The 23,114-nt window shown below is 64.2% G+C and carries 26 protein-coding genes; 16 read left to right on the top strand and 10 right to left on the bottom strand.

The window, feature by feature from the left end; all coding sequences use genetic code 11:
* The first annotated feature begins 17 nt into the window (after positions 1-17).
* The 5 genes from IVA82_RS39705 (at position 18) to IVA82_RS39720 (ending at position 4,318) form a co-directional block, all read left to right on the top strand.
* Complete coding sequence (locus IVA82_RS39705) at positions 18-500, top strand: tripartite tricarboxylate transporter TctB family protein (RefSeq protein ID WP_247389285.1); 483 nt, start codon at positions 18-20, stop codon at positions 498-500.
* An 11-nt stretch (positions 501-511) separates the two neighbouring features.
* Positions 512-2,053 (top strand): tripartite tricarboxylate transporter permease, encoded by a 1,542-nt coding sequence (locus IVA82_RS39710; protein WP_247389286.1) that lies wholly within the window; start codon positions 512-514, stop codon positions 2,051-2,053.
* Positions 2,050-3,054: a 4-hydroxythreonine-4-phosphate dehydrogenase PdxA gene (locus tag IVA82_RS39715; protein ID WP_247389287.1), complete on the top strand. Its 1,005-nt coding sequence runs from the start codon at positions 2,050-2,052 to the stop codon at positions 3,052-3,054. Before IVA82_RS39710 ends, IVA82_RS39715 begins: the two co-directional genes overlap by 4 nt.
* A gap of 106 nt (positions 3,055-3,160) precedes the next feature.
* Positions 3,161-3,295, top strand: a complete 135-nt coding sequence (locus IVA82_RS48675) for a hypothetical protein (protein WP_256469793.1) — start codon at positions 3,161-3,163, stop codon at positions 3,293-3,295.
* A 12-nt stretch (positions 3,296-3,307) separates the two neighbouring features.
* Entirely contained in the window at positions 3,308-4,318 is a 1,011-nt protein-coding gene (locus IVA82_RS39720) for a L,D-transpeptidase family protein (RefSeq protein WP_247389288.1), read from the top strand.
* 42 nt (positions 4,319-4,360) lie between these two features.
* Here the strand turns inward: IVA82_RS39720 and IVA82_RS39725 are convergent, their stop codons facing one another.
* Together IVA82_RS39725 and IVA82_RS39730 are read right to left on the bottom strand one after the other, a co-directional pair.
* On the bottom strand, positions 4,361-4,783 hold the full coding sequence (locus IVA82_RS39725; RefSeq protein WP_247389289.1) for a cupin domain-containing protein: 423 nt from the start codon (positions 4,781-4,783) through the stop codon (positions 4,361-4,363).
* A 53-nt stretch (positions 4,784-4,836) separates the two neighbouring features.
* Positions 4,837-5,580: an SDR family oxidoreductase gene (locus IVA82_RS39730; protein WP_247389290.1), complete on the bottom strand. Its 744-nt coding sequence runs from the start codon at positions 5,578-5,580 to the stop codon at positions 4,837-4,839.
* A 354-nt stretch (positions 5,581-5,934) separates the two neighbouring features.
* Between IVA82_RS39730 and IVA82_RS39735 the strand changes: the two genes are divergently transcribed.
* Positions 5,935-6,345, top strand: a complete 411-nt coding sequence (locus IVA82_RS39735; RefSeq protein ID WP_247389291.1) for an ASCH domain-containing protein — start codon at positions 5,935-5,937, stop codon at positions 6,343-6,345.
* A 189-nt stretch (positions 6,346-6,534) separates the two neighbouring features.
* Here the strand turns inward: IVA82_RS39735 and IVA82_RS39740 are convergent, their stop codons facing one another.
* The gene (locus IVA82_RS39740; protein ID WP_247389292.1) at positions 6,535-7,617 is read right to left on the bottom strand and encodes a methyl-accepting chemotaxis protein; all 1,083 of its coding nucleotides are present in this window, start codon (positions 7,615-7,617) and stop codon (positions 6,535-6,537) included.
* Positions 7,618-7,902: 285 nt separating this feature from the next.
* On the opposite strand from IVA82_RS39740, the gene recJ reads away from it, so the two are divergent.
* The 3 genes from recJ (at position 7,903) to IVA82_RS39755 (ending at position 11,473) form a co-directional block, all read left to right on the top strand.
* Positions 7,903-9,744, top strand: coding sequence for a single-stranded-DNA-specific exonuclease RecJ (gene recJ / locus IVA82_RS39745; protein WP_247389293.1), 1,842 nt, complete (start codon positions 7,903-7,905; stop codon positions 9,742-9,744).
* Positions 9,745-9,775: 31 nt separating this feature from the next.
* On the top strand, positions 9,776-10,585 hold the full coding sequence (locus tag IVA82_RS39750; protein WP_247389294.1) for a glucose 1-dehydrogenase: 810 nt from the start codon (positions 9,776-9,778) through the stop codon (positions 10,583-10,585).
* 96 nt (positions 10,586-10,681) lie between these two features.
* Entirely contained in the window at positions 10,682-11,473 is a 792-nt protein-coding gene (locus IVA82_RS39755; RefSeq protein WP_247389295.1) for an aldolase, read from the top strand.
* Between the two features lie 60 nt (positions 11,474-11,533).
* On the opposite strand, the gene IVA82_RS39760 is transcribed toward IVA82_RS39755, so the two are convergent.
* Positions 11,534-12,766, bottom strand: coding sequence for a lytic murein transglycosylase (locus IVA82_RS39760; RefSeq protein WP_247389296.1), 1,233 nt, complete (start codon positions 12,764-12,766; stop codon positions 11,534-11,536).
* A gap of 185 nt (positions 12,767-12,951) precedes the next feature.
* Between IVA82_RS39760 and IVA82_RS39765 the strand changes: the two genes are divergently transcribed.
* Positions 12,952-13,203 carry a hypothetical protein gene (locus IVA82_RS39765; RefSeq protein WP_247389297.1) on the top strand — a complete coding sequence of 84 codons (252 nt, stop codon included), beginning with the start codon at positions 12,952-12,954 and terminating at the stop codon, positions 13,201-13,203.
* A gap of 84 nt (positions 13,204-13,287) precedes the next feature.
* Entirely contained in the window at positions 13,288-13,482 is a 195-nt protein-coding gene (locus IVA82_RS39770; protein ID WP_247389298.1) for a hypothetical protein, read from the top strand.
* On the opposite strand, the gene IVA82_RS39775 is transcribed toward IVA82_RS39770, so the two are convergent.
* The gene (locus IVA82_RS39775) at positions 13,479-14,027 is read right to left on the bottom strand and encodes a MarR family winged helix-turn-helix transcriptional regulator (protein WP_247389299.1); all 549 of its coding nucleotides are present in this window, start codon (positions 14,025-14,027) and stop codon (positions 13,479-13,481) included. The two genes, IVA82_RS39770 and IVA82_RS39775, sit on opposite strands and share 4 nt — an antisense overlap.
* Positions 14,028-14,081: 54 nt before the next feature.
* Between IVA82_RS39775 and IVA82_RS39780 the strand changes: the two genes are divergently transcribed.
* On the top strand, positions 14,082-14,561 hold the full coding sequence (locus IVA82_RS39780; protein ID WP_247389300.1) for a carboxymuconolactone decarboxylase family protein: 480 nt from the start codon (positions 14,082-14,084) through the stop codon (positions 14,559-14,561).
* A gap of 21 nt (positions 14,562-14,582) precedes the next feature.
* On the top strand, positions 14,583-15,086 hold the full coding sequence (locus tag IVA82_RS39785; RefSeq protein ID WP_247389301.1) for a cupin domain-containing protein: 504 nt from the start codon (positions 14,583-14,585) through the stop codon (positions 15,084-15,086).
* Positions 15,087-15,114: 28 nt separating this feature from the next.
* Here IVA82_RS39785 and IVA82_RS39790 read toward each other — a convergent pair whose 3' ends face one another.
* The 3 genes from IVA82_RS39790 to efp all read right to left on the bottom strand — a co-directional run bounded on the left by IVA82_RS39790 (position 15,115) and on the right by efp (position 18,412).
* Complete coding sequence (locus IVA82_RS39790; RefSeq protein WP_247389302.1) at positions 15,115-16,023, bottom strand: amino acid ABC transporter substrate-binding protein; 909 nt, start codon at positions 16,021-16,023, stop codon at positions 15,115-15,117.
* Between the two features lie 175 nt (positions 16,024-16,198).
* Positions 16,199-17,821: a M23 family peptidase gene (locus IVA82_RS39795; protein ID WP_247389303.1), complete on the bottom strand. Its 1,623-nt coding sequence runs from the start codon at positions 17,819-17,821 to the stop codon at positions 16,199-16,201.
* A gap of 24 nt (positions 17,822-17,845) precedes the next feature.
* Complete coding sequence (efp, locus tag IVA82_RS39800) at positions 17,846-18,412, bottom strand: elongation factor P (protein WP_148738367.1); 567 nt, start codon at positions 18,410-18,412, stop codon at positions 17,846-17,848.
* 162 nt (positions 18,413-18,574) lie between these two features.
* Between efp and epmA the strand changes: the two genes are divergently transcribed.
* Genes epmA through IVA82_RS39815 form a run of 3 tightly spaced genes read left to right on the top strand, consistent with a single transcriptional unit; the run spans position 18,575 to position 21,026 of the window.
* A complete protein-coding gene (gene epmA, locus IVA82_RS39805; RefSeq protein ID WP_247389304.1) occupies positions 18,575-19,639 on the top strand; it encodes an EF-P lysine aminoacylase EpmA in 1,065 nt (354 codons plus the stop codon).
* Positions 19,636-20,730: a lysine-2,3-aminomutase-like protein gene (locus IVA82_RS39810; RefSeq protein ID WP_247389305.1), complete on the top strand. Its 1,095-nt coding sequence runs from the start codon at positions 19,636-19,638 to the stop codon at positions 20,728-20,730. The genes epmA and IVA82_RS39810 overlap by 4 nt, the downstream gene beginning before the upstream one ends.
* A gap of 44 nt (positions 20,731-20,774) precedes the next feature.
* On the top strand, positions 20,775-21,026 hold the full coding sequence (locus IVA82_RS39815; RefSeq protein WP_247389306.1) for a hypothetical protein: 252 nt from the start codon (positions 20,775-20,777) through the stop codon (positions 21,024-21,026).
* A 52-nt stretch (positions 21,027-21,078) separates the two neighbouring features.
* Here IVA82_RS39815 and IVA82_RS39820 read toward each other — a convergent pair whose 3' ends face one another.
* Together IVA82_RS39820 and IVA82_RS39825 are read right to left on the bottom strand one after the other, a co-directional pair.
* Positions 21,079-22,164: a 3-deoxy-7-phosphoheptulonate synthase gene (locus IVA82_RS39820; protein WP_346658802.1), complete on the bottom strand. Its 1,086-nt coding sequence runs from the start codon at positions 22,162-22,164 to the stop codon at positions 21,079-21,081.
* A 239-nt stretch (positions 22,165-22,403) separates the two neighbouring features.
* Entirely contained in the window at positions 22,404-22,982 is a 579-nt protein-coding gene (locus IVA82_RS39825; protein ID WP_247389307.1) for an HdeD family acid-resistance protein, read from the bottom strand.
* Positions 22,983-23,114 lie beyond the last annotated feature (132 nt).

Below are 23,114 nucleotides of genomic sequence, written 5' to 3' on the forward strand. Positions count from 1 at the left end.
TTCAAAGGTACCACGCCATGATATCGCGCCGCGCTCTTGAACTGGCGACCGCCGTCCTCACCGGCAGCTTCGGTGTGGCGGTCGTCCTCTCCAGCCTCGACAACGGCATTGGCTGGTCGAGCGCGGGCGTGGAGTCCGGCACCTTCCCGTTCCTGACCGGCGTCATCGTCGTGCTTGGCAGCCTGTACAATCTGGCGCGCGGGACCCTGCCGGGCTTGACGCTGGCGAGCGTCCCAATCGCCATCACACCGACCGAGCTGCGCCGGCTTGCAGGCCTGTTCGTGCCGGCGGCGATTTTCGTTGCGGCCATGCCGCTGATCGGAATCTACCTCGCCTCGGCCGTCTACATCTTCGCAGTGCTCGCAATTCCGAAGCATCAATCCCCGATGCGCTCGTCAATGATGGCGGCGGCAACGGCGGTCGGGCTCTACGTGGTGTTCGAGCGCATGTTCCAGGTGTCGCTTCCGCACGGCGCGCTCGCCGCCGCGTTCGGGTTCTGACGGAGCGGGCGATGGACAATCTCCAGGAGCTCCTGCACGGTTTCAGCGTCGCGATCACCCTGCCGCATCTGGCGCTGATGGTGATCGGCGTGCTGCTCGGCATTCTCGTCGGGGTACTGCCGGGGCTGGGCGCGCCGAACGGCGTGTCGCTGTTGCTGCCGCTGACCTTCGGCATGCAGCCGGTGTCGGCCATCATCCTGCTCTCGAGCATGTATTGGGGCGCGCTGTTCGGTGGCTCCGTGACCTCGATCCTGTTCAACATCCCCGGCGAGCCGTCCTCTGTCGCGACCACCTTCGATGGCTATCCGATGGCGCGTGACGGACGGCCGACGACGGCGCTCGCCACGGCGTTCGGCTCGGCCGCATTTGGCGCGCTGGTCGGGGTCATCCTGATCACCTTTCTCGCATCATGGGTGGCCGAGGTCGCGCTCGCCTTCGGGCCGCCGGAATATTTTGCGGTCTATTTTCTCGCCTTCGCCAGTTTCGTCGGCATGGGCGGTGCGGCGCCAATCAAGACCGTCGTTGCGCTGGGAATAGGCTTTGCGATTGCCGCCATCGGCATCGACACCGTCTCCGGCAGCGTGCGCCTCACGATGGGCGTCGACGAGCTGGTGAAAGGCGTGAATTTTGTCGTCGCGGTGATGGGGTTGTTCGGCATCGGCGAGCTTCTGGTGGCGGTCGAAGAGGAGTTTCACGCTCGCGCGGTCTCCTCGAAGATCGATTGGCGCGAGGTACTTCGCGCAGTCGGCCGCTTGCCGAGGCACAGCGTTGCGCTGCTGCGCAGCGCGGCGATCGGATGCTGGATGGGCATCACGCCCGGCGGTCCCACGGCGGCATCGTTCATGAGCTACGGCATCGCCAGGCGTTTCTCGCGGCGCGGACGCTACTTCGGCACGGGCGAGGTCGAAGGCATCATCTCGCCGGAGACGGCCGATCACGCGGCCGGCACCAGCGCGCTGCTGCCGATGCTCTCGCTCGGGATTCCCGGCTCGGCGACCGCGGCGGTGATGATGGGCGGCCTGATGATCTGGGGACTCAACCCCGGACCGATGTTGTTCGTCGATCAGAAGGATTTCGTCTGGGGACTGATCGCCTCGATGTATGTGGGCAACATCGTCGCGGTCGCGCTGGTATTGCTGACGGTTCCGGTGTTTGCCGCCCTGATGCGGATTCCCTTCGTCGTCATCGCGCCCCTGATCGTGATCATCTGCGTGGTCGGTGCTTATTCAGTGTCGAACTCCTATCTCGACGTGGTCATGATGATGGGTTTTGGCATCGTCGGTTATCTCTTCAAGAAGTTGTTCTATCCCCTCGCGCCTTTGGTGCTCGCGATCGTCATCGGCGACAAGGCCGAGGACGCGTTCCGGCAATCGATGCTGATGTCCAAGGGATCGCTTGGAATCTTCTTTGCGAACCGCCTGGTGACGTGCCTGGTCGTGGCCGGCATCGTGCTCCTGCTGCTTCCGCTGGCATTGCAGCTGGCGCGCATGTTGCTGCGCAAGCCCGCGTTACCCGGCGATCAGACGACAAGTCAGGAAAAGGTGATCATATGACCTCAAAGCCGCTCATCGCACTTGCGATGGGAGATCCCGCCGGCATCAGCCCGGAGCTGACGGCGAAACTGGTCGCGCTGGATGATATTCGCGCCCGTGGCCGGCTCGTCGTCATCGGCGACCGCCGCGTCTTCGACCAAGGTGCCCGCGTCGCCGGGGTCAGGCCGGAGCTCAATACGGTCGAGCTGGGGGCCGACGTCCGTGCGGCCGCGGGCGATGCGCTGTTCATTGATCTCGGCCATCTCGATCCCGCGGAGGTCGAACAGGGCACGGCGAGCCTTGCCGGCGGCAGGTTCGCGCTGGCAAATTACCGTCACGCGCTGGAGCTGGCGCGGGACGGGCATGCCGACGCGGTCTGCTTCACGCCGTTCAACAAGCAGGCGATGCGGTATGCCCGCTCGGACTATGATGACGAGATCGCGTTCTCGGCGGAGGTCGTCGGGCTCAAGACCGCGGCGAGCGAATTCAACGTGCTTGGCGAGCTCTGGAATGCGCGTGTCACCTCGCACATTCCGCTCAAGGACGTCGCCTCGAAACTATCCAGCGAACGCATCCAACGCGCGCTCAAGTTGACCGATTCCTGTATGCGCAACGCTGGTTTTGAGCGGCCGCGCATTGCCGTGGCCGGTCTCAACCCCCATGCCGGGGACGGCGGCAATTTCGGCCGCGAGGAGATCGATGTCATTGCCCCCGCGGTCGCGGCCGGCCAGCGTGAGGGCATTGCCGCCGAGGGGCCGTTCCCGGCCGACACGGTATTTCTGCGCGCCAAGAGTGGCGTCTTCGATGCGGTGCTGACGATGTACCACGACCAGGGCCAGATCGCGATGAAGCTGATGGGTTTCGATCGCGGCGTGACCATGCTCGGCGGTTTCCCGTTTCCGATCTGCACGCCCGCGCATGGCACCGCCTATGACATCGCCGGCCAAGGCATCGCGTCCACCGGCGCCAGCCGCGCCGCGGTGCTGCTCGCGGCTGAGATGGCGGCGCGGCGCGGCGCGTGATTTGCACGCGCTGGGGAGCGAATGCTCACCGCGCTCGCCCCGCCCGCAGGCTTATGAATTTCGGGAAAAACTGGAAACTTCCGCCGCCGCGACGAGTTGGCGTTCCATGAACGCTCGAAGCAGCGTGCGCTCCCGCTTCGAGCAGCGCTTCTCGGCGCGACGAATGGCGCGCGAGTACGAAGGCGAGTACCTGGTTGCCACCGCGGCCGGAGAATTCAACATGCAACGGTCCGAGACGTGAAAGGAGGCGACCGTGTCGCTCACGAAAGCGGGGCAGATTTGCATCTTTCTTGTCTTCTTTCCTGCCTTCGCCCTGGCGGGAGCACCTGCGTTCGCTGCCGAAATGACCGCGGACGCCATCAATGCGGCCCAGCCATCGAAGAAGACTCTCTCGAACGAGAAGCCGACCCCGGCGGGGGTGCGGCTGCAGGTCCTTTTGGACAGGGCGCACTTTTCGCCCGGCGAGATCGACGGCAAGTTCGGAGAGAACGCCAAGAAGGCGCTGCGAGCCTATGCGGAAGCGCAGCAATTGCCGAGTTCGGACGCCTTGACGGAAGAGGCCTGGAAGGCGCTCCAGGCGGATGACCGGCAAGTGACGGCGACTTACACCATCACCGAGCAGGATGTGTCGGGCCCGTTCCTTCGCAAGCTTCCGTCGAAGATGGAGGACATGAAGGACATCCCGAAGCTCGGCTTCACCAGTCCGCGCGAAGCCTTGGCCGAGAAATTTCACATGAGCGAGCAGCTCTTGGCGACGCTCAACCCCGGTCGCCATTTCGAACGCGCCGGCGACACCATCGTGGTGGTCGATACCGCCGCCGGAGGAGGCGGCGCGCCCGCCCGGGCCGACAGGGTCGAGATCGACAAGAGCCGGCAGACGGTGAAGTTGTTCGACAAGTCGAATGCACTGATCGGGTTCTATCCGGCAACCGTCGGAAGCGAAGAGAAGCCGTCGCCCTCGGGCACGCTGAAGGTGACGGAAGTCAATCGAAATCCGACCTATCGCTACAACCCAAACTATCACTTCAAGGACGTCCATTCCCGCAAGCCGTTCACTATCAAGCCCGGTCCGAACAATCCGGTCGGCACGGTCTGGATCAATCTCTCTGCGGAAGGCTACGGCATTCACGGCACGCCGTCGCCGGAGAAAATCTCCAAGGCGCAGTCGCACGGGTGCGTGCGTCTCACCAACTGGGACGCCGAACGCGTCGCAGCCAGCGTCTCGAAAAGTACGCCGGTCGCGTTCGTGGAGGGCTCCGGTTGATGACAGTGTCTCGTTCCAGCAACGCCGTCTGCTAATCCGGCGCTATTTCGCGAGCGGCGTCACCAGCTCCTTGTCGGCTGTATCCACCACGAAGACGGCCAGCAGCTTCGCGGGCTCGCTATCGCTGGCATTGGCGCTTATGGCGTGGCGGTCGCCTGGTCTTTCGAGGAAATTCTCTCCCTTGTGATAGACCTTGGCGGGCTCGTCATTGACCTGACTGCGGATCGCTCCTTCCAGGATGGTCGCATATATGAATGCGGAGCGCGGGTGCATGTGGGCCGGTGAGAAGCCTCCCGGACCATACTCGACTAGCACGCCCTTCATGCTCTTGCCCGGGACGTTGGGCAGGGCTTGGTCAAACACGACCGTCACTTTGGCCATTGGTGCTGCCGGCTGCGTCTCCGCTGCCTGTGCCGTCAGGAAGGATGCTGTATAAACCGCCGTTGCGATCAGCAATCTGCGCATGGGATTCCCTTTATTGTTGCCGTGACTGTCGCGATTGCAGGACGGGCGGATACTCACAGCTTCGCGAGCCATGTTGCGAGCGGCGTTTTTCCGAGCCGCGCCTCGCCGAGCGGGTTCAGCGAGGTGTCGTTAATGGCGGCGCCGTAATACTGCGCGCCTGGGTCTCCGACCACTGGACGACTGTCGCCGGACGCCTTCAGGCGTCGCGCGACGAATTCATTGAAAGGAGCCTTCTCGGGGCCTGCGATATCGATCGTGCCGTTTAGCGGCCGCCCCGTCGCGATCTCCACGAGGCAATCGACTACATCGTCGGCCGCGATCGGCTGAAACAGCGCCGATGGAACGACGATATTGCCTCCAACTGCCCCCGCTTCACCAATGGCGCCGAGGAACTCAAAGAACTGGGTGGCGCGGACAATCGAGTAGGGGATCGAAGAGGCCTTGACGATGGTCTCCTGGGCGAGCTTGGCACGAAAATAGGAGATGTCGGGCGAGCGATCGGTCCCCACGATCGACAGCGCCACATGATGCTTGACGCCGGCAGCGGCCTCCGCGGCGACGAGGTTGGTGCTCGATCGCTCGAAGAATTCGAGCACGGCGGCAGGCTCCCAGGACGGTGCGTTGGCCACGTCGACGACAACGTCCGCGCCCGCCAGCGCCGCGGCGAGGCCGTCGCCGGTCACGGCGTTCACGCCTGATTTCGGCGAGGCTGCTGCGGCCTCGTGGCCTTGCTGCTTCAGCTTCGCCACGAGCTTCGATCCGATCAATCCGGTTCCGCCGATCACGACGATCTTCATGGCACGTCTCCTCTGCATGTTGCGAACGTGAGATGACCAAGGGCGGAGGTTACTCACGCTCCCGATGTGAGCCGCATTTTACAGGAGCAATGGGGCAGGCTCTTGCCTGGAACGGGCCTATGTTGCCGAAAAATGCTCAAGACGTTGCGTCGCGTTGCGGCGGCAATCCGTCAGGGATCGTGCCCTTATGTCCTAAACGCACGCCCACCTGCCGCAGATTGTCGCGTCTCTTGAGCAGGGAGGGCGGCGGCAGGCTGGCCCTTGCGCGCAATCGCAGATTTCGACAACGTCGCTCTGTGCCTGCAGCGGTGCGGCCATTGCGTCGTTGAGACGTGACATCAAGGCGTGAAAGCCATGGGCGAGCCGATCCCTGAACAATATCGACACCTCCGAACGTTCGCGTTCGGCGACAGTCCCGCGCTCGCGGATGAATTGCTCGAACTTGTCATCAGGGGCATCAAGACTGCGACTTGCAGCACGGAAGACGAGCCGAACACCTCCGCGCCCGGTGAGCGCTGGGTGGTGCTCGACGGGTGCGCAGAACCACGCTGTGTCATCGAAAGCACCGAGGTGACCTATCGACGCTTCGACGAAGTCGAGGCCGACTTTGCGTTCGACGAGGGAGAGGGCGATCGGAGCCTGGCCTATTGGCGCTGCGCTCATCGCACCTATTTCGGCCGGCTGGGACGGTTCAGCGAGGACATGATGCTGATGTGCGAGCGCTTCCGCCTGATCGAGGTCTTCGGCAATCGCCCGAAGAGCTGATATTTGCGTGCGCGGCGAAGGCTTTACCGGCTGCCACCGGGGATAGGTAAATTGCCAGACCGACAGATTACGCAATCGACGAGTCAAACGATCGAGCGGGGCAAAAAGCCCTGTGTTGTCAGCCCCATTCTACTGTGCATGGGGTTGTTTTTTAGATTTTGAGTTGACGGTCAGCGTCATCGGGCCGCCTCACGCCCCGCAGATGATCACGCCGTACCAGCCGAGGCCGCGATAGGTCTCGTAGCCCGGCGTCGCATGGAACGCGACTAGGGTGCCCGAGCGGTCCTGATAGAAGCCGGAGCGCTGGCCGTTCAGCGAGAGCGCGATCCGCTCGCTCAAAATGCCCTGGCCGTCGGAGGCCGCGATCACGCGTAAATTGGAGTCGACCAGCAGCACGCGCGCCTTGTCGCTGTCGCCGACGCGCACGCCTTGCACGATGGCGCGGGCCTGCGCCTCCCAGTCGAAATGGATGGCGAGCACACCGAGCGGCGCGCCGTTGGCCTGGCCGCCGGCGCGGACGCTGGCGCAGTAGGTCGCGACCTGCGCGTTGCCGAGCAGCGGCTGGTTCTCGACGTCACCGGCGACATAGTCGTCGCCGGAGCGCAGTCCCTTGGCCTCGCGAAACCATTTGGTGTGGGCGACGTTCTGGCCGACGACGCGAAAACGGTCGGCACGGCCGTTGGCGATGACGTTGCCGTCGAGGTCGCAGAGCCACAGATCGAGATAGACGGTGTAGGCGCCGAGAATCACACCCATGCGCTCCGACGCATGCGAGACGGCCGCAGCGCCCGAGGAGGCCGCGCAATCGACCACGGCGGAGTCGGTCGCCCACCAGCGCACATCGCAGGTGCGCTCATAGAGATTGCGGTCGATCAGCTCGATCGCGTTCAGGGACAGATCGACCATGCGCTCGCCGCGCGAACGCTGGCTCATGCGTTCGATCGAGGCAACGAGGTCGCCGGTGCGCTTGGTCAGCTGGGTTTCTAACTCGCGGGCGATGGTCTCGACCTGCTGGCCGACGCCGCGCACCTCCTGCGCCACCACCGCGAAGCCGGCGCCTTGCACGCCGGCGCGCGAGCTTTCGATCAGCGCGTTGAGCGCCAGCATCTTCATCTGGTTGGTGATCTGCTGGATCGACTTGGTCTTGTCGACCGCGATCTGGTTGACCTCTGCAGTCAATCGGTTGATCAGTGCGGAGATGTCGGAATCATCGTCGGGCGCGGTGGTTCCGTTCGCGATCGGCTTGGCTTTCAGACCCAGCGCTGCAGACATCGGGTAACTTCCCTTGGCAATGAGGCCTGATCTGCAAAGAACCCGGAACAACAATTACAGATCGAATACGAGTCTTTTTCGGGGATTCCGCCTAACGCCCGATTAATTTGCTGTTCGGCGGAATGCCTAAATGGTAGTCAATCCGGCTTGCGGAGCGGCCATCCACCGCTTTGTGCCCGGCCGCCGTTGCAAATCCGGAATGATTCCCGGCCAATCCCCAAATGAGTAGCCGGACGCCTGCGTGATGGTCCGGCCCCGAGTTCCCAACAGTCAGTCTCTCGAATCATGACGCCGCCCGCTACCGCCTTGCCGGTCGAAGCGCCCCACGCCTTCCTGGGCGTGGCACGCTCGTTCACGGACAAGCTCTGGCGCGACCGGCTGGACGCGCGCGGAGCGGCCAAGGCGCTCGCCATCGTGCAGCGCCATCAATTGCCCGAACTGCTGGCGCGAGTGCTGGCCGGCCGCAGCGTCGACATCGATGCGGTGTCTGACTTCCTCGATCCGACCATCCGCAAGCTCCTCCCGGATCCCTTTACGGTGACGGAGATGGAAGCTGCCGCCAAGCGGATCGCGGACGCGGCGGTGAGAGGCGAGAAGGTCGCGATCTTCGGCGACTACGACGTCGACGGTGCCACTTCGGCGGCGCTGCTTGCCTGGCACCTGCGACATTGCGGGCTCGATCCGCTGATCCACATTCCCGACCGGATTTTCGAAGGCTATGGCCCGAACACGGAAGCGGTCCGCGCGCTGGCCGCAAAGGGCGCCACGCTGCTCGTCACCGTCGATTGCGGCACCACCAGCATCGAGCCGCTCGTCGAGGCGAAACGCCTCGGCATGTCCGTGGTCGTGATCGACCACCACCAATCCAGCATCGACCTTCCCGAGGTCGACGCGCTGGTCAATCCGAATCGTCCCGACGATCTTTCCGGCCTCGGCCACCTCGCGGCCGTCGGGCTGGTGCTGGTGACGCTGGTTGCGGTCAATCGCGAGCTGCGCCAGCGCGGCTTCTGGAGCGGTGAGATGCCGGAGCCCGATCTGCTCGGCATGCTGCATCACGTTGCGCTGGGCACGGTGGCCGACGTGGCGCCGCTGATCGGCCTCAACCGCGCCTTCGTCGCCAAGGGCCTGATCGCGATGCGGCGGCGCGATCATGTCGGCCACACCGCGCTGATGGATGTGGCGCGCCTCAACGGGCCGCCCGAGGCCTGGCATCTCGGCTTCATGCTCGGGCCGCGCATCAATGCCGGCGGCCGTATCGGCCGCGCCGATCTCGGCGTGCGGCTCCTGCTCGAGGGCGATAGCACCGAGGCCGCGCGCATCGCTGCCGAGCTCGACCGGCTCAACGGCGAACGCCGCATCATCGAGCAGGCGGCGGAAGCGCAGGCCGAAGCCGAGGCGCTTGCCTCGATCGGGCTCGAGGACAAACTCGGCGTCATCGTCACGGCTTCCGAAGGCTGGCATCCCGGCGTGGTCGGCCTCGTTGCCTCCCGGCTGAAGGAGAAGTTTGCGCGGCCCGCCTTTGCCATCGCACTTGAGCCCGGCGGCATCGGCACCGGCTCGGGCCGCTCCATCGCCGGCGTCGATCTCGGCAAGGCGGTGCGGCAGGCAGTGGTCGACGGCATCTTGCTGAAAGGCGGCGGCCATGCGATGGCCGCGGGCGTGACGCTGCGCAAGGAAAAGCTCGCCGAATTCCGCGCCTATCTCGAAAGCACACTGGCACGCGACGTCGCGGAGGCCCGCCACGTCAATGAGCTCTATATCGACGGTGCAGTGTCCGCGCGCGGGGTGACGACGGAGCTTGCGACCACACTCAACCGCGCAGGTCCTTTCGGCAGCGGCAATCCCGAGGTCGTGCTGGCGCTGCCGGCGCATCAGCTCGTCTATGCCGACGAGGTCGGACAGGCGCATCTGCGCCTGCGCTTCAAGTCCGGCGACGGCGCCATCGTCAACGGCATCGCGTTCCGTTCGGTCGGCCAGAAGCTCGGCAATGCGCTTGTGGCCAACCGCGGCCAGCAGCTGCACGTGGCAGGGTCATTGTCGGTCGACCGCTACCAGGGCGCCGAACGCGTGCAGTTTCGCGTCCTTGACGTTGCGCTACCCGATCAGGGACCATCTATGATCAGATAAAAATCCGCAAACAACAAAAAAGGGAGTGAACATGGCAGGGCAGGTTGAAGGCAAGGTCGCGCTGGTGACGGGCGGCGCATCGGGCATCGGTGAAGCCATCGTCGAGCTGTTCGCGCGCGAGGGCGCCACCGTCATTGCCACCGACATCGACGAGTTGAGAGGCCCCGAGCTCGCCAGGCGCATCACCAAGGCCGGCGGCAAGGCGATCTTTCTGGAGCAGGACGTCACCAGCGAGGAGCGCTGGGCGGAGATCGCAGCCGAGATCGCCAAGCGCTTCGGCCGGCTCGACGTGCTCGTTTCCAACGCCGGCATCGGCATTGCCGTGCCTTCGATCGTCGACATGACTCTCAGTGATTGGCGCAGGCAGAACGCGATCAATCTCGACGGCGTCTTTCTGTCCGTGAAACATTGCCTGCCGCTGATGCGTAAGATCGGCGGCGGCTCCATCGTCATGATGTCCTCGCTGGCGGGCCTGCGCGGCTCGCCGGGGCTGTCGGCCTATTCGGCGACCAAGGGCGGCGTGCGGCTGTTCGCAAAATCGATTGCGATGGAGTGCGCGACGGCCGGCGATGGCATTCGCGTCAACTCGGTGCATCCCGGCATCATCGATACACCGATCTGGGGCAAGATCCCGACGGGTGCGACCGGCAACCAGGGCAATGCGCCGATCGATCCCGAGGAGCGGGCCAGGGTTGTCACACCGCTCGGCCGCGCCGGACAGGCCGCCGAGATTGCCAGCGGCGTGCTGTATCTGGCCTCCGATGCCTCGCGCTACGTCACCGGCACCGAGCTCGTCATCGACGGCGGCATGAACGCTGGCGGCGTGCCGCGGCGGGCCTGAGGCGCGCAGGGCAGAGCGGCGCTCGCAGGGGCTGACGCACTGGCGTTGCCCCTGTACAACGCCATCATCTTCCGACCGACAGAGGTTTTCTTCGCCATGGCGCACGGCCTTTACGCCTCCTCACCCGTAGCTGTCCGCTCGAACCGGCCGGATCTCGCCACCGATGCGATCCGCACCGCACGCGAGGATCTCGCCGCCTGCTTCCGCATGGCGGCGCGCAACGGATTTGAGGAGGGGATCTGCAACCATTTCTCGGCGGTGGTGCCGGGCCATGACGATCTCTTCCTGGTCAACCCCTATGGCTACGCCTTCCGGGAGCTGACCGCGTCAAAGCTCCTGGTCTGCGATTTCCACGGCAACGTGCTCGACGGCGACGGCGAGCCGGAGGCGACGGCGTTCTACATCCACGCCGAGATGCACAAGCGCCTGCCGCGCGCGAAAGTCGCCTTCCACACCCACATGCCCTACGCCACCGCGTTGTCGATGACCGAGGGTGATCCCTTGATCTGGGCGGGGCAGACCGCGCTGAAATTCTACGGGCGCACCGCTGTGGACCGCGACTACAACGGCCTAGCGCTCGACAACCGCGAAGGCGCGCGCATTGCGTCGGCCGTCGGCGACGCCGACATCGTCTTCATGAAGCATCACGGCGTGATGGTGCTGGCGCCGACCATCGCGGAGGCTTGGGACGATCTCTACTACCTTGAGCGTGCCGCCGAGGTGCAGGTGCTGGCGATGTCGACCGGACGAAAGGTTCTGCCGGTCGATCCCGCGATGGCGGCAGCAACCTACAAGCAGATGCGCGAGGGCGACTCCGAATCCGCGCGCCTGCATCTTGCCGCCGTCCGTCGCCAGCTCGATGCCGAGGAGCCGCAATACAGGCACTGAGCTCTCAGGGCGTCATTCCGCGGCGCGTGCCAAGTGGTGTCCCCGGAATGAGGGGAGCCATCATCCACCCTGCCGCAGCTTCGCCAGCACCTTCAACCCGCCATAGCCGTCCGCCGGAGTGATCCCGGCCTTCTGCTGAAAATCCTTGATCGCCTTCATGGTGTCGTTGCCGACGCGGCCATCGGTGCCGCCGGTGTCGAAGCCGGCTTTCGTCAGCCGTGTCTGCATCTCCTGTACCTCGGCCAGCGTCAGCGCGCGTTCGGAGCCGGGGAATGGCTGGATGAAGGGCGGCGCGCCAAGGCAGCGGTCGCCGAGATGACAGATTGCCAGCGCATAGTTCATCGAGGGATTGTAGCTCTTCACCGAATAGAAATTCGGGCCCAGCAGGAAGGTCGGCCCGCCCGCCACCGGCGTCCACATCTGCGCAGACGCAGTTGGTTGCGGAAACGGCTGTCCGTCGGCGCGGGTAACGCCGGCTGATGCCCAGGCCGCATAAGTGCGGTTGCCGCTGACGTCGCCGGGGGCGCGCACCTCGTAGCCCCAATGCTCGCCGCGGCGCCACTTGCCGCGATTGACGAGATACTTTGCGGTCGAGCCCAGTGCATCGTCGGGCTTGCCGAACGGCGAGACCTTGCCGTCGCCGTCATAATCGATGCCGACATTGAGCCAGACCTCGGGCATCCATTGCGAATGCCCCATCGCGCCGGCCCAGGATCCGCGCATCTCCTCTGGCGTGCTCCAGCCCTTGTCGACGATCCGCAGCGCGTTGATCAGCTCGGTCTCCCAATAAGCCTTTCGCCGCGGCTCGTTCCAGGCGAGCGCGGCGAGCGAGGGAAACACCGGCGTCATGTGGTTCTGCTGCACCAGGGGATCGCCGTAGGCGGACTCGACGCCCCACAGCGCCAACAGAGTGCCGCGCTCGACACCGAAATCGCGTTCGATGCGCGCAAGCAACGCCTCGTTGTTCTTCAGCGCAATCTTGCCGTTGATGATGCGCCAGTCGGAGACGCGGCGGTTGATGTATTGCCAGACCTGCTCGTGGAATTCCGGCTGGTTGCGCATCTGCTTGAACACGCTCATGTCGGGCTCGACGCGCGCCATCGTGCGCTGCCAGGTCGCAGCCGAGATCCCTTTTGCTATTGCACGCGCGCGAAAACCTTCGCGCCATTCATCGAAGCCGGGAGGCGTTGCGCCGAGGACGCAAGTGGGTGATGCGAGCAGGGCGGCTACGCCGAGCGCAGAGTTCAGCAGGGCGCGGCGGGTCTGGTTGGCCGAAGAATCAGCTTGTTTCATGGAGTGATTGTAGCGGGAAACACGGTCCCTGTGAGTGGTTCCTGGAACGCAGGAACAGTCGACCGACCCGGCGTTCCCCGGAACAAACGCTCGCGCTCACGCATTCCTTCCGCACGAGCGCTCCGACCGATCGTCGAGGCACTTTCCGCAACGCGGACCATTATGTAAGTACAATTCGGGACTGAATGAAGATACGCACGCATTCGGAGAGCCATGTCGTCCAGCTCGACGACGGATCAAACTGGCAGATCTTTCCGGGCGATCTTGCAACGACGCTAGGGTGGAAGCCAGAGACGGATCTGCATCTGGAGCACTGCCGTGACGGGGTAAGTTCGCATGTGCTGGTAAACGCTGCGGACCAAAGCCGTGTTCGCGTGATCGGGGCGGACGACACCTGGCCCGACGGCGAGGTTAAGAATGCGTTGAAGAGCGGGTAAGGTGCCTTTCCGCAACATCGATTACCCCAACTTTAGGCCTGCCGCTTTACGCTCGATTCGTTCCTGTCTGCGCATGATGTACGCATGCGGGAGCTGTTTGACATCATCCGTGCCAATCCCTGGCCTTTCGGCGCAGGGCTGTTCGTCGTGATCCTGATGATCATCGCCGAGAATTTCGGCCGAGGCATTCAAGGCGGCGGCGCTTGCGGTGGATTCTCTGATGCCGACGGGGGCGACGGAGGCGTGCCTCGTACTGGCGAGCAGCACGGACCCGCCTAGCTTTCCTGCAATTCGGCTGCAATCCCGGCCAGCCACCGCCTTATTGTGATTTCCGCCTTGCCGTCCAAGCCCTTGGCAAGGCGTTTCTCCAGCTCCAGCACACGCTCCCGGCATGCCTTCAGCAGCGTCGCGCCGCGTGGCGTCAGCGTCCATTGCTGGATGCGGCCGTGGACGGGATGGGGCGTCATCAGAATCGCGCCGTCGCGTTCGAGATTGCGGATGATCACGCCGACGGTCTGCGGCGTCAGGAAGGTGAGGCGGGCGACGTCGGCACCCGACAGGCCGGGGTAGGCATTGAGCATGGTCAGCACGGCGAATTGCGGCGATGTCACGCTAAGATCGGCGAGGGTTCGTTCCATCTTCAGACGGACCGCGGCGTGGGCCTGGCGCAGCAGATAGCCGAGATAGCCCTGCTCGCCGCGCTTGCCTTCGCCAGGGCCCGGCACGCGCGGTGTTCCGTCGGCGCCTGGCCGGTCAGCGTCCTTTCGGGAAGCCGTGCTCCGCCTCGGTGGCGATCTCGTGATATCGGCCGTCTTGCGTGACATATAAGAGCTCTTATAAGATGTAAGTGCTATTACAATAACACGAGGTGAACGGCGATGTCACACGCCCGCGGCGAATACGAGGATTTCAAGCGGATTGCGCCCGATGCATATGATCTGGTGCTTGCGTTGGGGCAGGTCGCGGCCAAGACCGGTCTCGATAAGCAGCTGCTCGAGCTCATCAAGCTGCGTGCCTCGCAGATCAATGGCTGCGCGTTCTGTTTGCAGCATCACATCCTGCTCTCGGAGCGGATCGGTGTGCCCGTGGACAAGCTCAATCTGGTCGCAGTCTGGCGCGAGGCGCCGGTCTTTTCCGCGCGCGAGCGCGCGGCATTGGCGTGGACCGAGGCGCTGACCCTTCTACCCGACGGTGTCAGCGATGAAGTCCATGAAGAGGCTGCCTGCGAATTCTCCGAGGCCGAGCTCATGTACCTGACATCCGCGGTTGCCTCGATCAACGTCTGGAACCGCTTTGGCGCGGCCTATCGCTGGACGCCGGCGAAGCGGCCGGTCGCGGCGAATGCCGCAGCATCCTGAGTATATGAAGGAGAGGTAGAGATGACTGCAATGAGTTTGGCCGCCGCGCCCAGGCAACTGCCATCGCGCCCGACGATGCTTGCTGTTGTTGGCGGGCTCGCTTGCGCTCTTGCGATCGGTAAGGCGTTGCCGGTGACGATGGACACGGTCTCCGGCGCGCTGGCGCCGCTGTGCGCCAATGCCGCCGAGAGCTCGCCGCTCGACAAGGTCGAGCCGATCGGCTCCTACGCTTTGCCGAACGTGCCGGGCAAGCGGGTCACGATCGTGCACGTGTTCTACGGTCCCGGCGGGTTTTCGCGGCCGCACCGGCATGCAGGCTCGGTGACGGCCTACATCACCAAGGGCGAGATCCGCTCCCAGCTCGGCGGTGGCTCTGTCGAGACATTTGGGGTCGGCCAGTCCTTCTTCGAGCCGCCGGGATCGACGCATCTGGTCTCGGCCAACGCCAGCGCCACGGAGCCCGCGGAATTGATCGCGGTGTTCGTGGCGGATGAGGGCGCGCAGCTCACGACGTTGCTGGAGTAGACCCGTAGTTGACGGAGGACATCTGTCGTTAGCCTCCGTAGGAGGCTGGATCAGGATTGTCGGATGGGTTCTCAAAAGACTTCTTCATCGACATCGGCATCGGCACGTGGAAGTTCAGGCCGCGCGGCGGCACTGGCTCCATGAACCATTTGTTGTAGATTTTCTCGATCTCCGGGCTCTTGTAGAGTTTTGCGGTTGCCCGATCGACCACCGCCTTGAACGGTGCGTCGTCCTTCCGCAGCATGATGCCATAGGGCTCCGGATCCGAAAATGCGCCGGTGCTGATCGCGTACAGCGACGGATCCTTTGAGGAGGCAATCATGGCGGCAAGCTGGATGTCGTCCATGACGAACGCTTGAGCGCGGTCGGTCTCGACCATCAGGAACGCCTCGGGGACGTCCTTGGCGTTCATCACGGTGATGCCCAGCGAGCGTGCAGCATTGGCCTTGTTGAGCTGGGTCAGGTTGGTCGAGCCCGAGACCGAGACGACGGCCTTGCCCTTGAGGTCGTCAACCTGGTCGAGCTTCAGGGCCTTCTTGGACACGAAGCGGCTTGCCGTAAGGAAATGCGTGTTGGTGAAGGACACCTGCTTCTGGCGATCGGCGTTGTTGGTCGTCGAGCCGCATTCGAGATCGACGGTACCGTTCGCCATCAGCGGAATCCGGCTAGACGAGGTGACGATGTTCTCGTTGACCTCGAGCTTGTTCAGCTTGAGTTCGGCCTTGATCTCGTCGACGATCTTCATGCAGATGTCTATGGCGTAGCCGACGATCTTCTGCTTGTCGTCGATGTAGCTGAAGGGTACCGCACTGTCGCGTATCCCGAGTGTGATCGCGCCGGTCTCCTTGATTTTCTTCAACGTGCCGCTCAATTCCTGCGCATGAACCGGCACGACGAACGCGACGGCCAGGAAGGCCGCCGTGGTGAGAAAACGCATGTGCTTCCCTTCATTCTGTTTCGACGCAACGCCCGCGAAGGCTGGATTCCGCCTTGCTTGCCGGTGGCCAAGCAATTCTGAGGCCAGATAGGCGCTAGGTCGCGTAACGCGTCGGGAAAACGGCCTTGTCAGCCAAGGCCTCGCGCTGAGGACCGCCGCTGTAGCGCGAGCAGCCTCAATTATCCTCTCCGCTCGAGCCCTCACGCAGGTCGGGCTTGAGTGCATCCTCCGGCAGCGCATGTGCCACGGGTTGTGGGCTGCCTGCGATCTCCGGGCCGACCTCGCGGCCGCGGGCGCTGATCAGGCGCTCATAGGCGGAGACCAACGTGACGTAGGGGCTGACCCAGACCCAGCCGTCACGGGTGAAGACCTGCACGTCGAAATGCAGGTGCATTGAGGTGCCGGCGGGATGATCTAGATAGTTCGAGACCACGCCGATCTTCTCGCCCTCGCTGACGATGCGGCCGTTGAGCAAGCCATCGGCGTTCATGGCCTGCGGATTCATGTGCATGTAGCGGAAGCGGATGTGCTCGGTGCGGCTGTTGACTTGAAGCGTCGCGGCCTGGTCCTTGGCGCCGCGGATCACGATGGCGTCGCGCACTGCGACCACGCCACGTTGCTTGGGGTCGCAGCGTTCGCCACCGTCGCCCTGCGGCGGGCATTCGGCCGCACGAATGTCCTCCCCCTGGTGGCCGTAGCCGCCGCCGCATTGCCAGACCTCGAAACTACGGGACTCGCAGAAATTGTCGCGCCAGGGATAGGCGGTCGTGCTCTCCATCTTGTCGCGCCTGGCATAGGATTGCGAACGTACGAACGCGGGCGCCTTTTCGAGCGGAAAGCGGATCTGCGCATAGGCCATCACGTCGGGATGGCCGCTCTTGTTGCGGTAGCCGGTATTCGGGATGATGTCGCCGCTTGGCCGGTAGCTGAATTCCGGCGAACGCGCTGCGGGACGATCGATGACGTTGGAGGCAATGTCCGTCAGCGGCGGCATTCGCCGCCCGCCGGCGATGTGCAGCGCCTTCAGGAAACGCTCGGCAACCGGATAGGCTTCCTTGCAGGCGAGACGCCGCGGTTTGGCGACGCTGTCGAGACACTGGATCGACACCACATAGCCGACGCCGAAGCGGGTGAAGGCGTAGCGCACATAGCCTTCGCGGATGAACCTGCGCAGGTCCGGATAGGTTGCTGCGAGCGCTTTGACCGGCTCGCCTTTGCCGCCGCTGGGATCGGCGATGTCGTAGATCAGCGCCGAGCCCGTAATCTGCACCTCGACCGGCCGTGCAAACACCCGTGTCGGCATGCCGTCGCCTGCGCCGGGCTCAAGCGAAAAGCTGGCGCTATAGCCTGCTGGGCCGGCGTCGAACAGATCGGCGGGATTGAAATCGGCCTGGTAGCGCGACAGCGCGAGTGTCGCCGGCGCGCCGCTGCGCTGCGCGTCAAGGTAAGCGGCGGCGTCGAACGGCAGCAGCACGGGAACCGGGCTGCGCGCAATGCCGGTGAAGAATTGTGAGGAGACCGCGTTGAGCTGCACCAGCGCCGGCATCGCGCGCGGATCGTAGCGCGGCACCGAACGGCGGGGTGCGAAGATAAAATCGCCGGCGATCTGGGGGCGGCTGTTGATCTCGGTGCGGAGCTGGTCGAGCGCTGCGCGCCAATCGACGCGCAGGGCCGTGAGCGAGGGGCTGCGGAATTCGTCCGCAGCGACCGGAGTTACAAGGAGGAGCGAAAGCGCCGCTAGGGCTTGCGAGACGAAGCGGAAAGTCTTCCTACCCACTGTCTCGCCCCCCGGCGGCACCTGCTCTGATCCTCGATCCCTCGCTTAGTCCTTGGCGCGCTCGGAGTAGGAGCCGTCTTCGGTCATCACCACGATACGCGTACCGACCGCGATGTGCGGGGGCACGGTGGTGCGCACGCCGTTGGACAGCACCGCGGGCTTGTAGGAGGACGAGGCGGTCTGGCCCTTGGTCACAGGCTCGGTCTCGACCACCTCCAGCGTCACGCGCTGCGGCAGCGCGATCGACACCGGATTGGCGCCGTGCAGCGAGAGCTTGACAGTCATGCCCTCCTGGAGATACGCCGCGGAGTCGCCGATGACGTCCTTGGACACCTGGACCTGGTCATAGGTCTCCGGGTTCATGAAGTGGTAGCCATCGCCATCTTCGTACAGGAAGGTGTAATTGCGCTCTTCGATCGTGGCCTTCTCGACCTGGTCGGTGGTCTTGTAGCGCTCGGAGATCTTTACCCCATCCGAGATTCGGCGCATTTCGATCTGGCTGACCGGGGTGCCCTTGCCGGGATGGATGTTCTCGGCGGTCACGACGACATATAGCTTGCCGTCTTGCTCGATCACGTTGCCCTTGCGAATAGAACTGGCGATGACTCTCAAAGCGATATTTCCTGTCTGCTTGGCCCGGCACCGGCCAGGACTTGGTCAAATTGATGGGGGACCTGGGGCCTCAAATCAGACCTCGGCGCCCGTTTCGGGCCGCAACATACTGATTTTGCCGTTGGAAGCCAGCATTTTGCTGTGCCACGGGGCGGTCGGTTAATGGCTGGGGACAAGCCGATCTCGCCGTTCTGGTCGCCCGGGCGCCACCTCGACCGGCGGCCATTCCTCCAGGCGAGGGGGGCCATTACCGCCGCAACACGAGGCTTTTTTGCCGAACAGGGCTTCGTCGAGGTCGAAACTTCCGTCCTCCAGGTCTCCCCGGGCAATGAGACCCATCTGCATGCCCCGCGGACCGAGATCATGCGGCCGGATGGCAGCCGCGTCCCCCGTTACCTGCGGACCTCGCCCGAATTTGCCTGCAAGAAGCTGCTGGCGGCCGGAGAGTCCCGAATCTTCGAGTTCGCCCGGGTGTTCCGCGATCGCGAGCGGGGGGATTTGCATTTGCCCGAATTCACCATGCTGGAATGGTACCGGGCCGGCGCGCCCTACGACGCCATCATGGCCGACTGCGTCGACGTGATCGCCCATGCGGCGCAGGCAACCGGAATCGGGACCTTCTCCTTCCGCGGCCGGTCCGCCGACCCCTTCGCCGAGCCGGAGCTTCTGACGGTCGGCGGCGCGTTCGAGAGGTTCGCCGGCATTGACCTGCTCGCGACTATCTCCGGCGGGAAGGGCGACCGGGCCGCGCTCGCCGCCGCAGCCGCCGGCAAGATCCGCGTGGCGGAGGACGACACCTGGTCGGATATCTTCAGCAAGATCCTGGTCGAGCATGTCGAGCCGCGGCTGGGGCAGGGACGTTTGACCATCCTGTTCGAATACCCATCTCCAGAGGCGGCGTTGGCACGTGTGAAGGCCGGCGACCCGCGGGTTGCCGAGCGGTTCGAGGTTTATGCCTGTGGCGTCGAACTCGCCAACGGCTTTGGCGAATTGACCGACGCCGACGAGCAGCGCCGGCGCTTCACGGAAGAGATGGCGGAGAAGCAGCGCCGCTACGGCGAGGCCTATCCGCTGGATGAGGATTTTCTGGCCGCGGTCGCGGAGATGCCTGAGGCGAGCGGCGTCGCGCTCGGCTTCGACCGGCTGGTGATGCTGGCGAGCGGCGCTTCACGGATTGATCAGGTGGTGTGGACACCGCTTGCAAATGAAACGTTAAGCGAGACATGATGAAGACCAACCTTGCACGTACCTTGCGCGAGCCGGCCGAGCTGGTGGCCGAGCAGCTTGCGCCGGCTGAAGCGCTGCCGGTGCTCGAGCGCGTCGCCGCACGCTATGCGGTCGCGATCACGCCGGCGCTGGTCGAGCTGATCGACAAATCCGATCCCGATGATCCGATCGCGCGGCAATTTGTTCCGAGCGCCGCGGAGTTGGAGGCGCAGCCGGGCGAGAATGCCGATCCGATCGGCGACCACCCGCATTCGCCAGTGCCCGGCATCGTGCATCGCTATCCCGACCGCGTGCTGTTCAAGCTCGTTCACGTCTGCGCGGTCTATTGCCGCTTCTGTTTCCGCCGTGAGATGGTGGGTCCCGGCAAGGAGAATGCGCTGTCGGACAGCGCCTACCGCGCCGCCATCGATTACATCCGCGCGCACGGCGAGATCTGGGAAGTGATCCTGACCGGCGGCGATCCGCTGATGCTGTCGCCGCGGCGGATGAGCGAGATCATGGCCGATCTCGCCGCTATCGATCACGTCAAGATCATCCGTCTTCACACCCGCGTGCTGGTGGCCGAGCCTGCGCGCGTCAGCGACGAGATGGTCGCTGCGCTGAGGGTCGAGGGTGCGACCACCTGGGTCGCGGTGCATGCCAATCATGCGCGGGAGCTGACGTGCCCGGCGCGCGCGGCCTGCGCGCGGCTCATCGATGCCGGGATTCCTTTGGTGAGCCAGTCGGTGCTCTTGCGCGGCGTCAATGACAATGTCGCCGCTTTGTCGGATTTGATGCGAGCTTTCGTCGAATGCCGGATCAAGCCCTATTATCTGCATCACGGCGATCTCGCGCCGGGCACCGCGCATCTGCGCACGACGCTGGCGGAAGGGCAGGACCTGATGCGTCAGTTGCGCGGACGGGTATCAGGATTGTGTCAGCCCGACTATGTCATCGACATCCCTGGAGGCGCCGGCAAGTCGCCGGTGGGGCCGAATTATGTGTTGCCGATGCAAAATACCGCACCTGATGCGCGTGATGCGGCATCGGAAACGCGCTATCGTATCGTGGACTATTGCGGCGACGTTCATCTCTATCCGCCCGAGACCTGAACGGGTCGCGACGGAAGCGCCGGTTTGAGGAATGGAGGTATAGAATGAAGAAGATCATGGTGGCAGCATCGTTCGTGGTCTTGCTCGGCGGTACCGCGGTCGCGCAGACCGGCGCCAAGGGATCGACGTCGGGCGGCGCCACGGCTGGATCGCTGCCGCAGGCGCCGGTCGGTCATCGCCAGCCGCGTGCCAGCGACGTGCCCAGCGAGAAGAATCTGAGCGATCCTAATAATCCCGTGAACAAGGAAGACGCGGCGCTGGACAAGAAGATCAAGAGCATCTGTCGCGGCTGCTAAGCGTGCAACGGCGGGCAGGGCGCGACAGCATCGCCCCGCCCGCGTTTGCGCCTTAAGCCGAGCGCTCGTGCAGCCCCGCGCGCCGCGCGTTACGCCGGATCTCGACCGCGTCGGCGAGTTGCTCCAGCACGGTTGCCGTCGTCGCCCAGTCAATGCAGCCATCAGTGATGCTCTGGCCATAGACGAGCGGCTTACCGGGCACCACGTCCTGGCGGCCGGCAATGAGATTGCTCTCGATCATCACCCCCATGATGCGGTTTTCCCCGCCCGAAATCTGGCGAGCGATGTCGGCCGTGACCAGCGGCTGGTTCTCCGGCTTCTTGCTTGAATTGGCGTGGCTCGCATCCACCATCACTTGCGATGCGACGCCCGATTTCGCCAGCTCGTTGCAGGCGGTCGCAACACTCTCCGCGTCGTAGTTCGGCTTGCTGCCGCCGCGCAGGATGATATGGCAGTCCTCATTGCCTGCGGTCGAGGCGATCGCCGAGCGGCCGCGCTTGGTCACCGCCATGAAATGATGCGGATGCGAGGCCGACTTGACGGCGTCCGCCGCGATGCGGACGTTGCCGTCGGTGCCGTTTTTGAATCCGACCGGACAGGACAGGCCTGAGGCCAGCTCGCGATGGATCTGGCTCTCGGTCGTGCGCGCGCCGATCGCGGCCCAGGATACGAGGTCCGCGATGTATTGCGGCGTCGTCATGTCGAGGAATTCGGCGCCCGCGGGCAGGCCGAGATTGTTGATCGCGGACAGCACGTTTCGCGCCAGCCGCAGGCCCTTGTTGATGTCGAAGCTGCCGTCGAGGTCGGGATCGTTGATCAGGCCCTTCCAGCCGACCGTGGTACGCGGCTTCTCGAAATAGACCCGCATCACGATCTCGAGCTGGTCGGCGAGGTCTTCGCGCAAGCTCGCGAGGCGCTCGGCATAGTCGAGCGCGGCCTTGGGATCATGCACAGAGCAGGGGCCGACCACGACCAGAAGCCGGTCGTCCTGGCCATTGAGGATCGCGTGGATGGCGTTGCGCGACGCCATCACCACACGCGTCGCGGTGAGCGTGCGCGGGACTTCCCGCATCACCTCTTCCGGCGTGCTCAGCTCTTTCAGTTCACGGATACGAAGATCGTCGGTCGTGCTCAGCACGGCGGGCTCCTGTCTTTTGAAGAACCTGCCGGCCAATAAAAAAGCCGCCAGGTCTGGCGGCGGCTTGTCCGGACGTTTGCTGCAATGTGTCAGATTGAGCGCGATCCTCCCGCCGCCAGCGAGCTGTCGTAGCTAAAGTACCAAAAATAGCTGGTGACGAGGGTGATCATGGAACGCCATATAGCGCGCGGTTGGCGGGTTGTCACCCCCCAAAACGGCGCAGTGCGTGACGAGGCGCCTCAGGTGTTGCTGTTGCGTGCCGCCAGCGCCGTGCCGATCAGGGTGGCGCCGCCGAACAGGAGGTTGATGCCGACGAGGACGCCGATGGCCCATTCCGCCGAGCTCGGCAGCCCCGTGATCACCATGAACGAGATCGCGATGTCGACGAGGCCCGAGATCAGGAGCCACGACCAGCGGCTGCTGAGCTCGCGGCGATGCTCCAGCGCATACATGATGGTGGCGACGCCCTCGGCCAGGAAATAGGCGCCGAGCACGATGGTCAGCGTCAGCACGGCTTGCATCGGCCGCGCAAGCAGCAACATGCCGGCGAGCACGGCAAGGGCTGCCGAGATCAGGGACCACCAGAAGCCCGGCGTGCTGCGGGCCCAGTAGGTGACGATCAGCCCGCCGATGCCGCTGATCAGGAACATCCAGCCGAGGAAGATCGCGATCGCGAGGCTTGCGAGCGGCGGCAGGATTAGCGCGGCAACGCCGAGAACAGCGAGCAGGATGCCTTCGAATAGGAAGGCCTTCCAATGCGCCTTGACCGCGTGTGTCATGTCGGATTGCAGCCGTGAAAAGTCCTCAGGCGATGTCATCGTAGCCTCTCGCAGCAACAGATGAATCTCAATCTAGTTCTACTGAGTCAGAAAGTCGCAGTACCAAGGATACAGGAATCAGGTATTGGGCGAGATTCACACCAGCGGTAGGTGCTGAGGATGGATCGCCGA

This window comes from Bradyrhizobium sp. 142 (genome assembly GCF_023074015.1).
Taxonomy (GTDB): Bacteria; Pseudomonadota; Alphaproteobacteria; order Rhizobiales; family Xanthobacteraceae; genus Bradyrhizobium.

What these genes read in the sequence shown, in the direction of transcription:
- IVA82_RS39725 (WP_247389289.1), bottom strand. Translation starts at nt 4,783, where the DNA reads ATGCGCAGATTGCTGATCGCAACGGCGGTTTATACAGCATCCTTCCTG.
- IVA82_RS39810 (WP_247389305.1), top strand. Translation starts at nt 19,636, where the DNA reads ATGATGAAGACCAACCTTGCACGTACCTTGCGCGAGCCGGCCGAGCTG.
- IVA82_RS39790 (WP_247389302.1), bottom strand. Translation starts at nt 16,023, where the DNA reads ATGCGTTTTCTCACCACGGCGGCCTTCCTGGCCGTCGCGTTCGTCGTG.
- IVA82_RS48675 (WP_256469793.1), top strand. Translation starts at nt 3,161, where the DNA reads ATGAACGCTCGAAGCAGCGTGCGCTCCCGCTTCGAGCAGCGCTTCTCG.
- IVA82_RS39775 (WP_247389299.1), bottom strand. Translation starts at nt 14,027, where the DNA reads ATGTCACGCAAGACGGCCGATATCACGAGATCGCCACCGAGGCGGAGC.
- IVA82_RS39750 (WP_247389294.1), top strand. Translation starts at nt 9,776, where the DNA reads ATGGCAGGGCAGGTTGAAGGCAAGGTCGCGCTGGTGACGGGCGGCGCA.
- IVA82_RS39765 (WP_247389297.1), top strand. Translation starts at nt 12,952, where the DNA reads ATGAAGATACGCACGCATTCGGAGAGCCATGTCGTCCAGCTCGACGAC.
- IVA82_RS39735 (WP_247389291.1), top strand. Translation starts at nt 5,935, where the DNA reads ATGGGCGAGCCGATCCCTGAACAATATCGACACCTCCGAACGTTCGCG.
- IVA82_RS39710 (WP_247389286.1), top strand. Translation starts at nt 512, where the DNA reads ATGGACAATCTCCAGGAGCTCCTGCACGGTTTCAGCGTCGCGATCACC.
- IVA82_RS39760 (WP_247389296.1), bottom strand. Translation starts at nt 12,766, where the DNA reads ATGAAACAAGCTGATTCTTCGGCCAACCAGACCCGCCGCGCCCTGCTG.
- IVA82_RS39755 (WP_247389295.1), top strand. Translation starts at nt 10,682, where the DNA reads ATGGCGCACGGCCTTTACGCCTCCTCACCCGTAGCTGTCCGCTCGAAC.
- epmA (WP_247389304.1), top strand. Translation starts at nt 18,575, where the DNA reads ATGGCTGGGGACAAGCCGATCTCGCCGTTCTGGTCGCCCGGGCGCCAC.
- IVA82_RS39730 (WP_247389290.1), bottom strand. Translation starts at nt 5,580, where the DNA reads ATGAAGATCGTCGTGATCGGCGGAACCGGATTGATCGGATCGAAGCTC.
- IVA82_RS39740 (WP_247389292.1), bottom strand. Translation starts at nt 7,617, where the DNA reads ATGTCTGCAGCGCTGGGTCTGAAAGCCAAGCCGATCGCGAACGGAACC.
- IVA82_RS39785 (WP_247389301.1), top strand. Translation starts at nt 14,583, where the DNA reads ATGACTGCAATGAGTTTGGCCGCCGCGCCCAGGCAACTGCCATCGCGC.
- IVA82_RS39715 (WP_247389287.1), top strand. Translation starts at nt 2,050, where the DNA reads ATGACCTCAAAGCCGCTCATCGCACTTGCGATGGGAGATCCCGCCGGC.
- IVA82_RS39815 (WP_247389306.1), top strand. Translation starts at nt 20,775, where the DNA reads ATGAAGAAGATCATGGTGGCAGCATCGTTCGTGGTCTTGCTCGGCGGT.
- IVA82_RS39705 (WP_247389285.1), top strand. Translation starts at nt 18, where the DNA reads ATGATATCGCGCCGCGCTCTTGAACTGGCGACCGCCGTCCTCACCGGC.
- IVA82_RS39825 (WP_247389307.1), bottom strand. Translation starts at nt 22,982, where the DNA reads ATGACATCGCCTGAGGACTTTTCACGGCTGCAATCCGACATGACACAC.
- IVA82_RS39770 (WP_247389298.1), top strand. Translation starts at nt 13,288, where the DNA reads ATGCGGGAGCTGTTTGACATCATCCGTGCCAATCCCTGGCCTTTCGGC.
- recJ (WP_247389293.1), top strand. Translation starts at nt 7,903, where the DNA reads ATGACGCCGCCCGCTACCGCCTTGCCGGTCGAAGCGCCCCACGCCTTC.
- IVA82_RS39780 (WP_247389300.1), top strand. Translation starts at nt 14,082, where the DNA reads ATGTCACACGCCCGCGGCGAATACGAGGATTTCAAGCGGATTGCGCCC.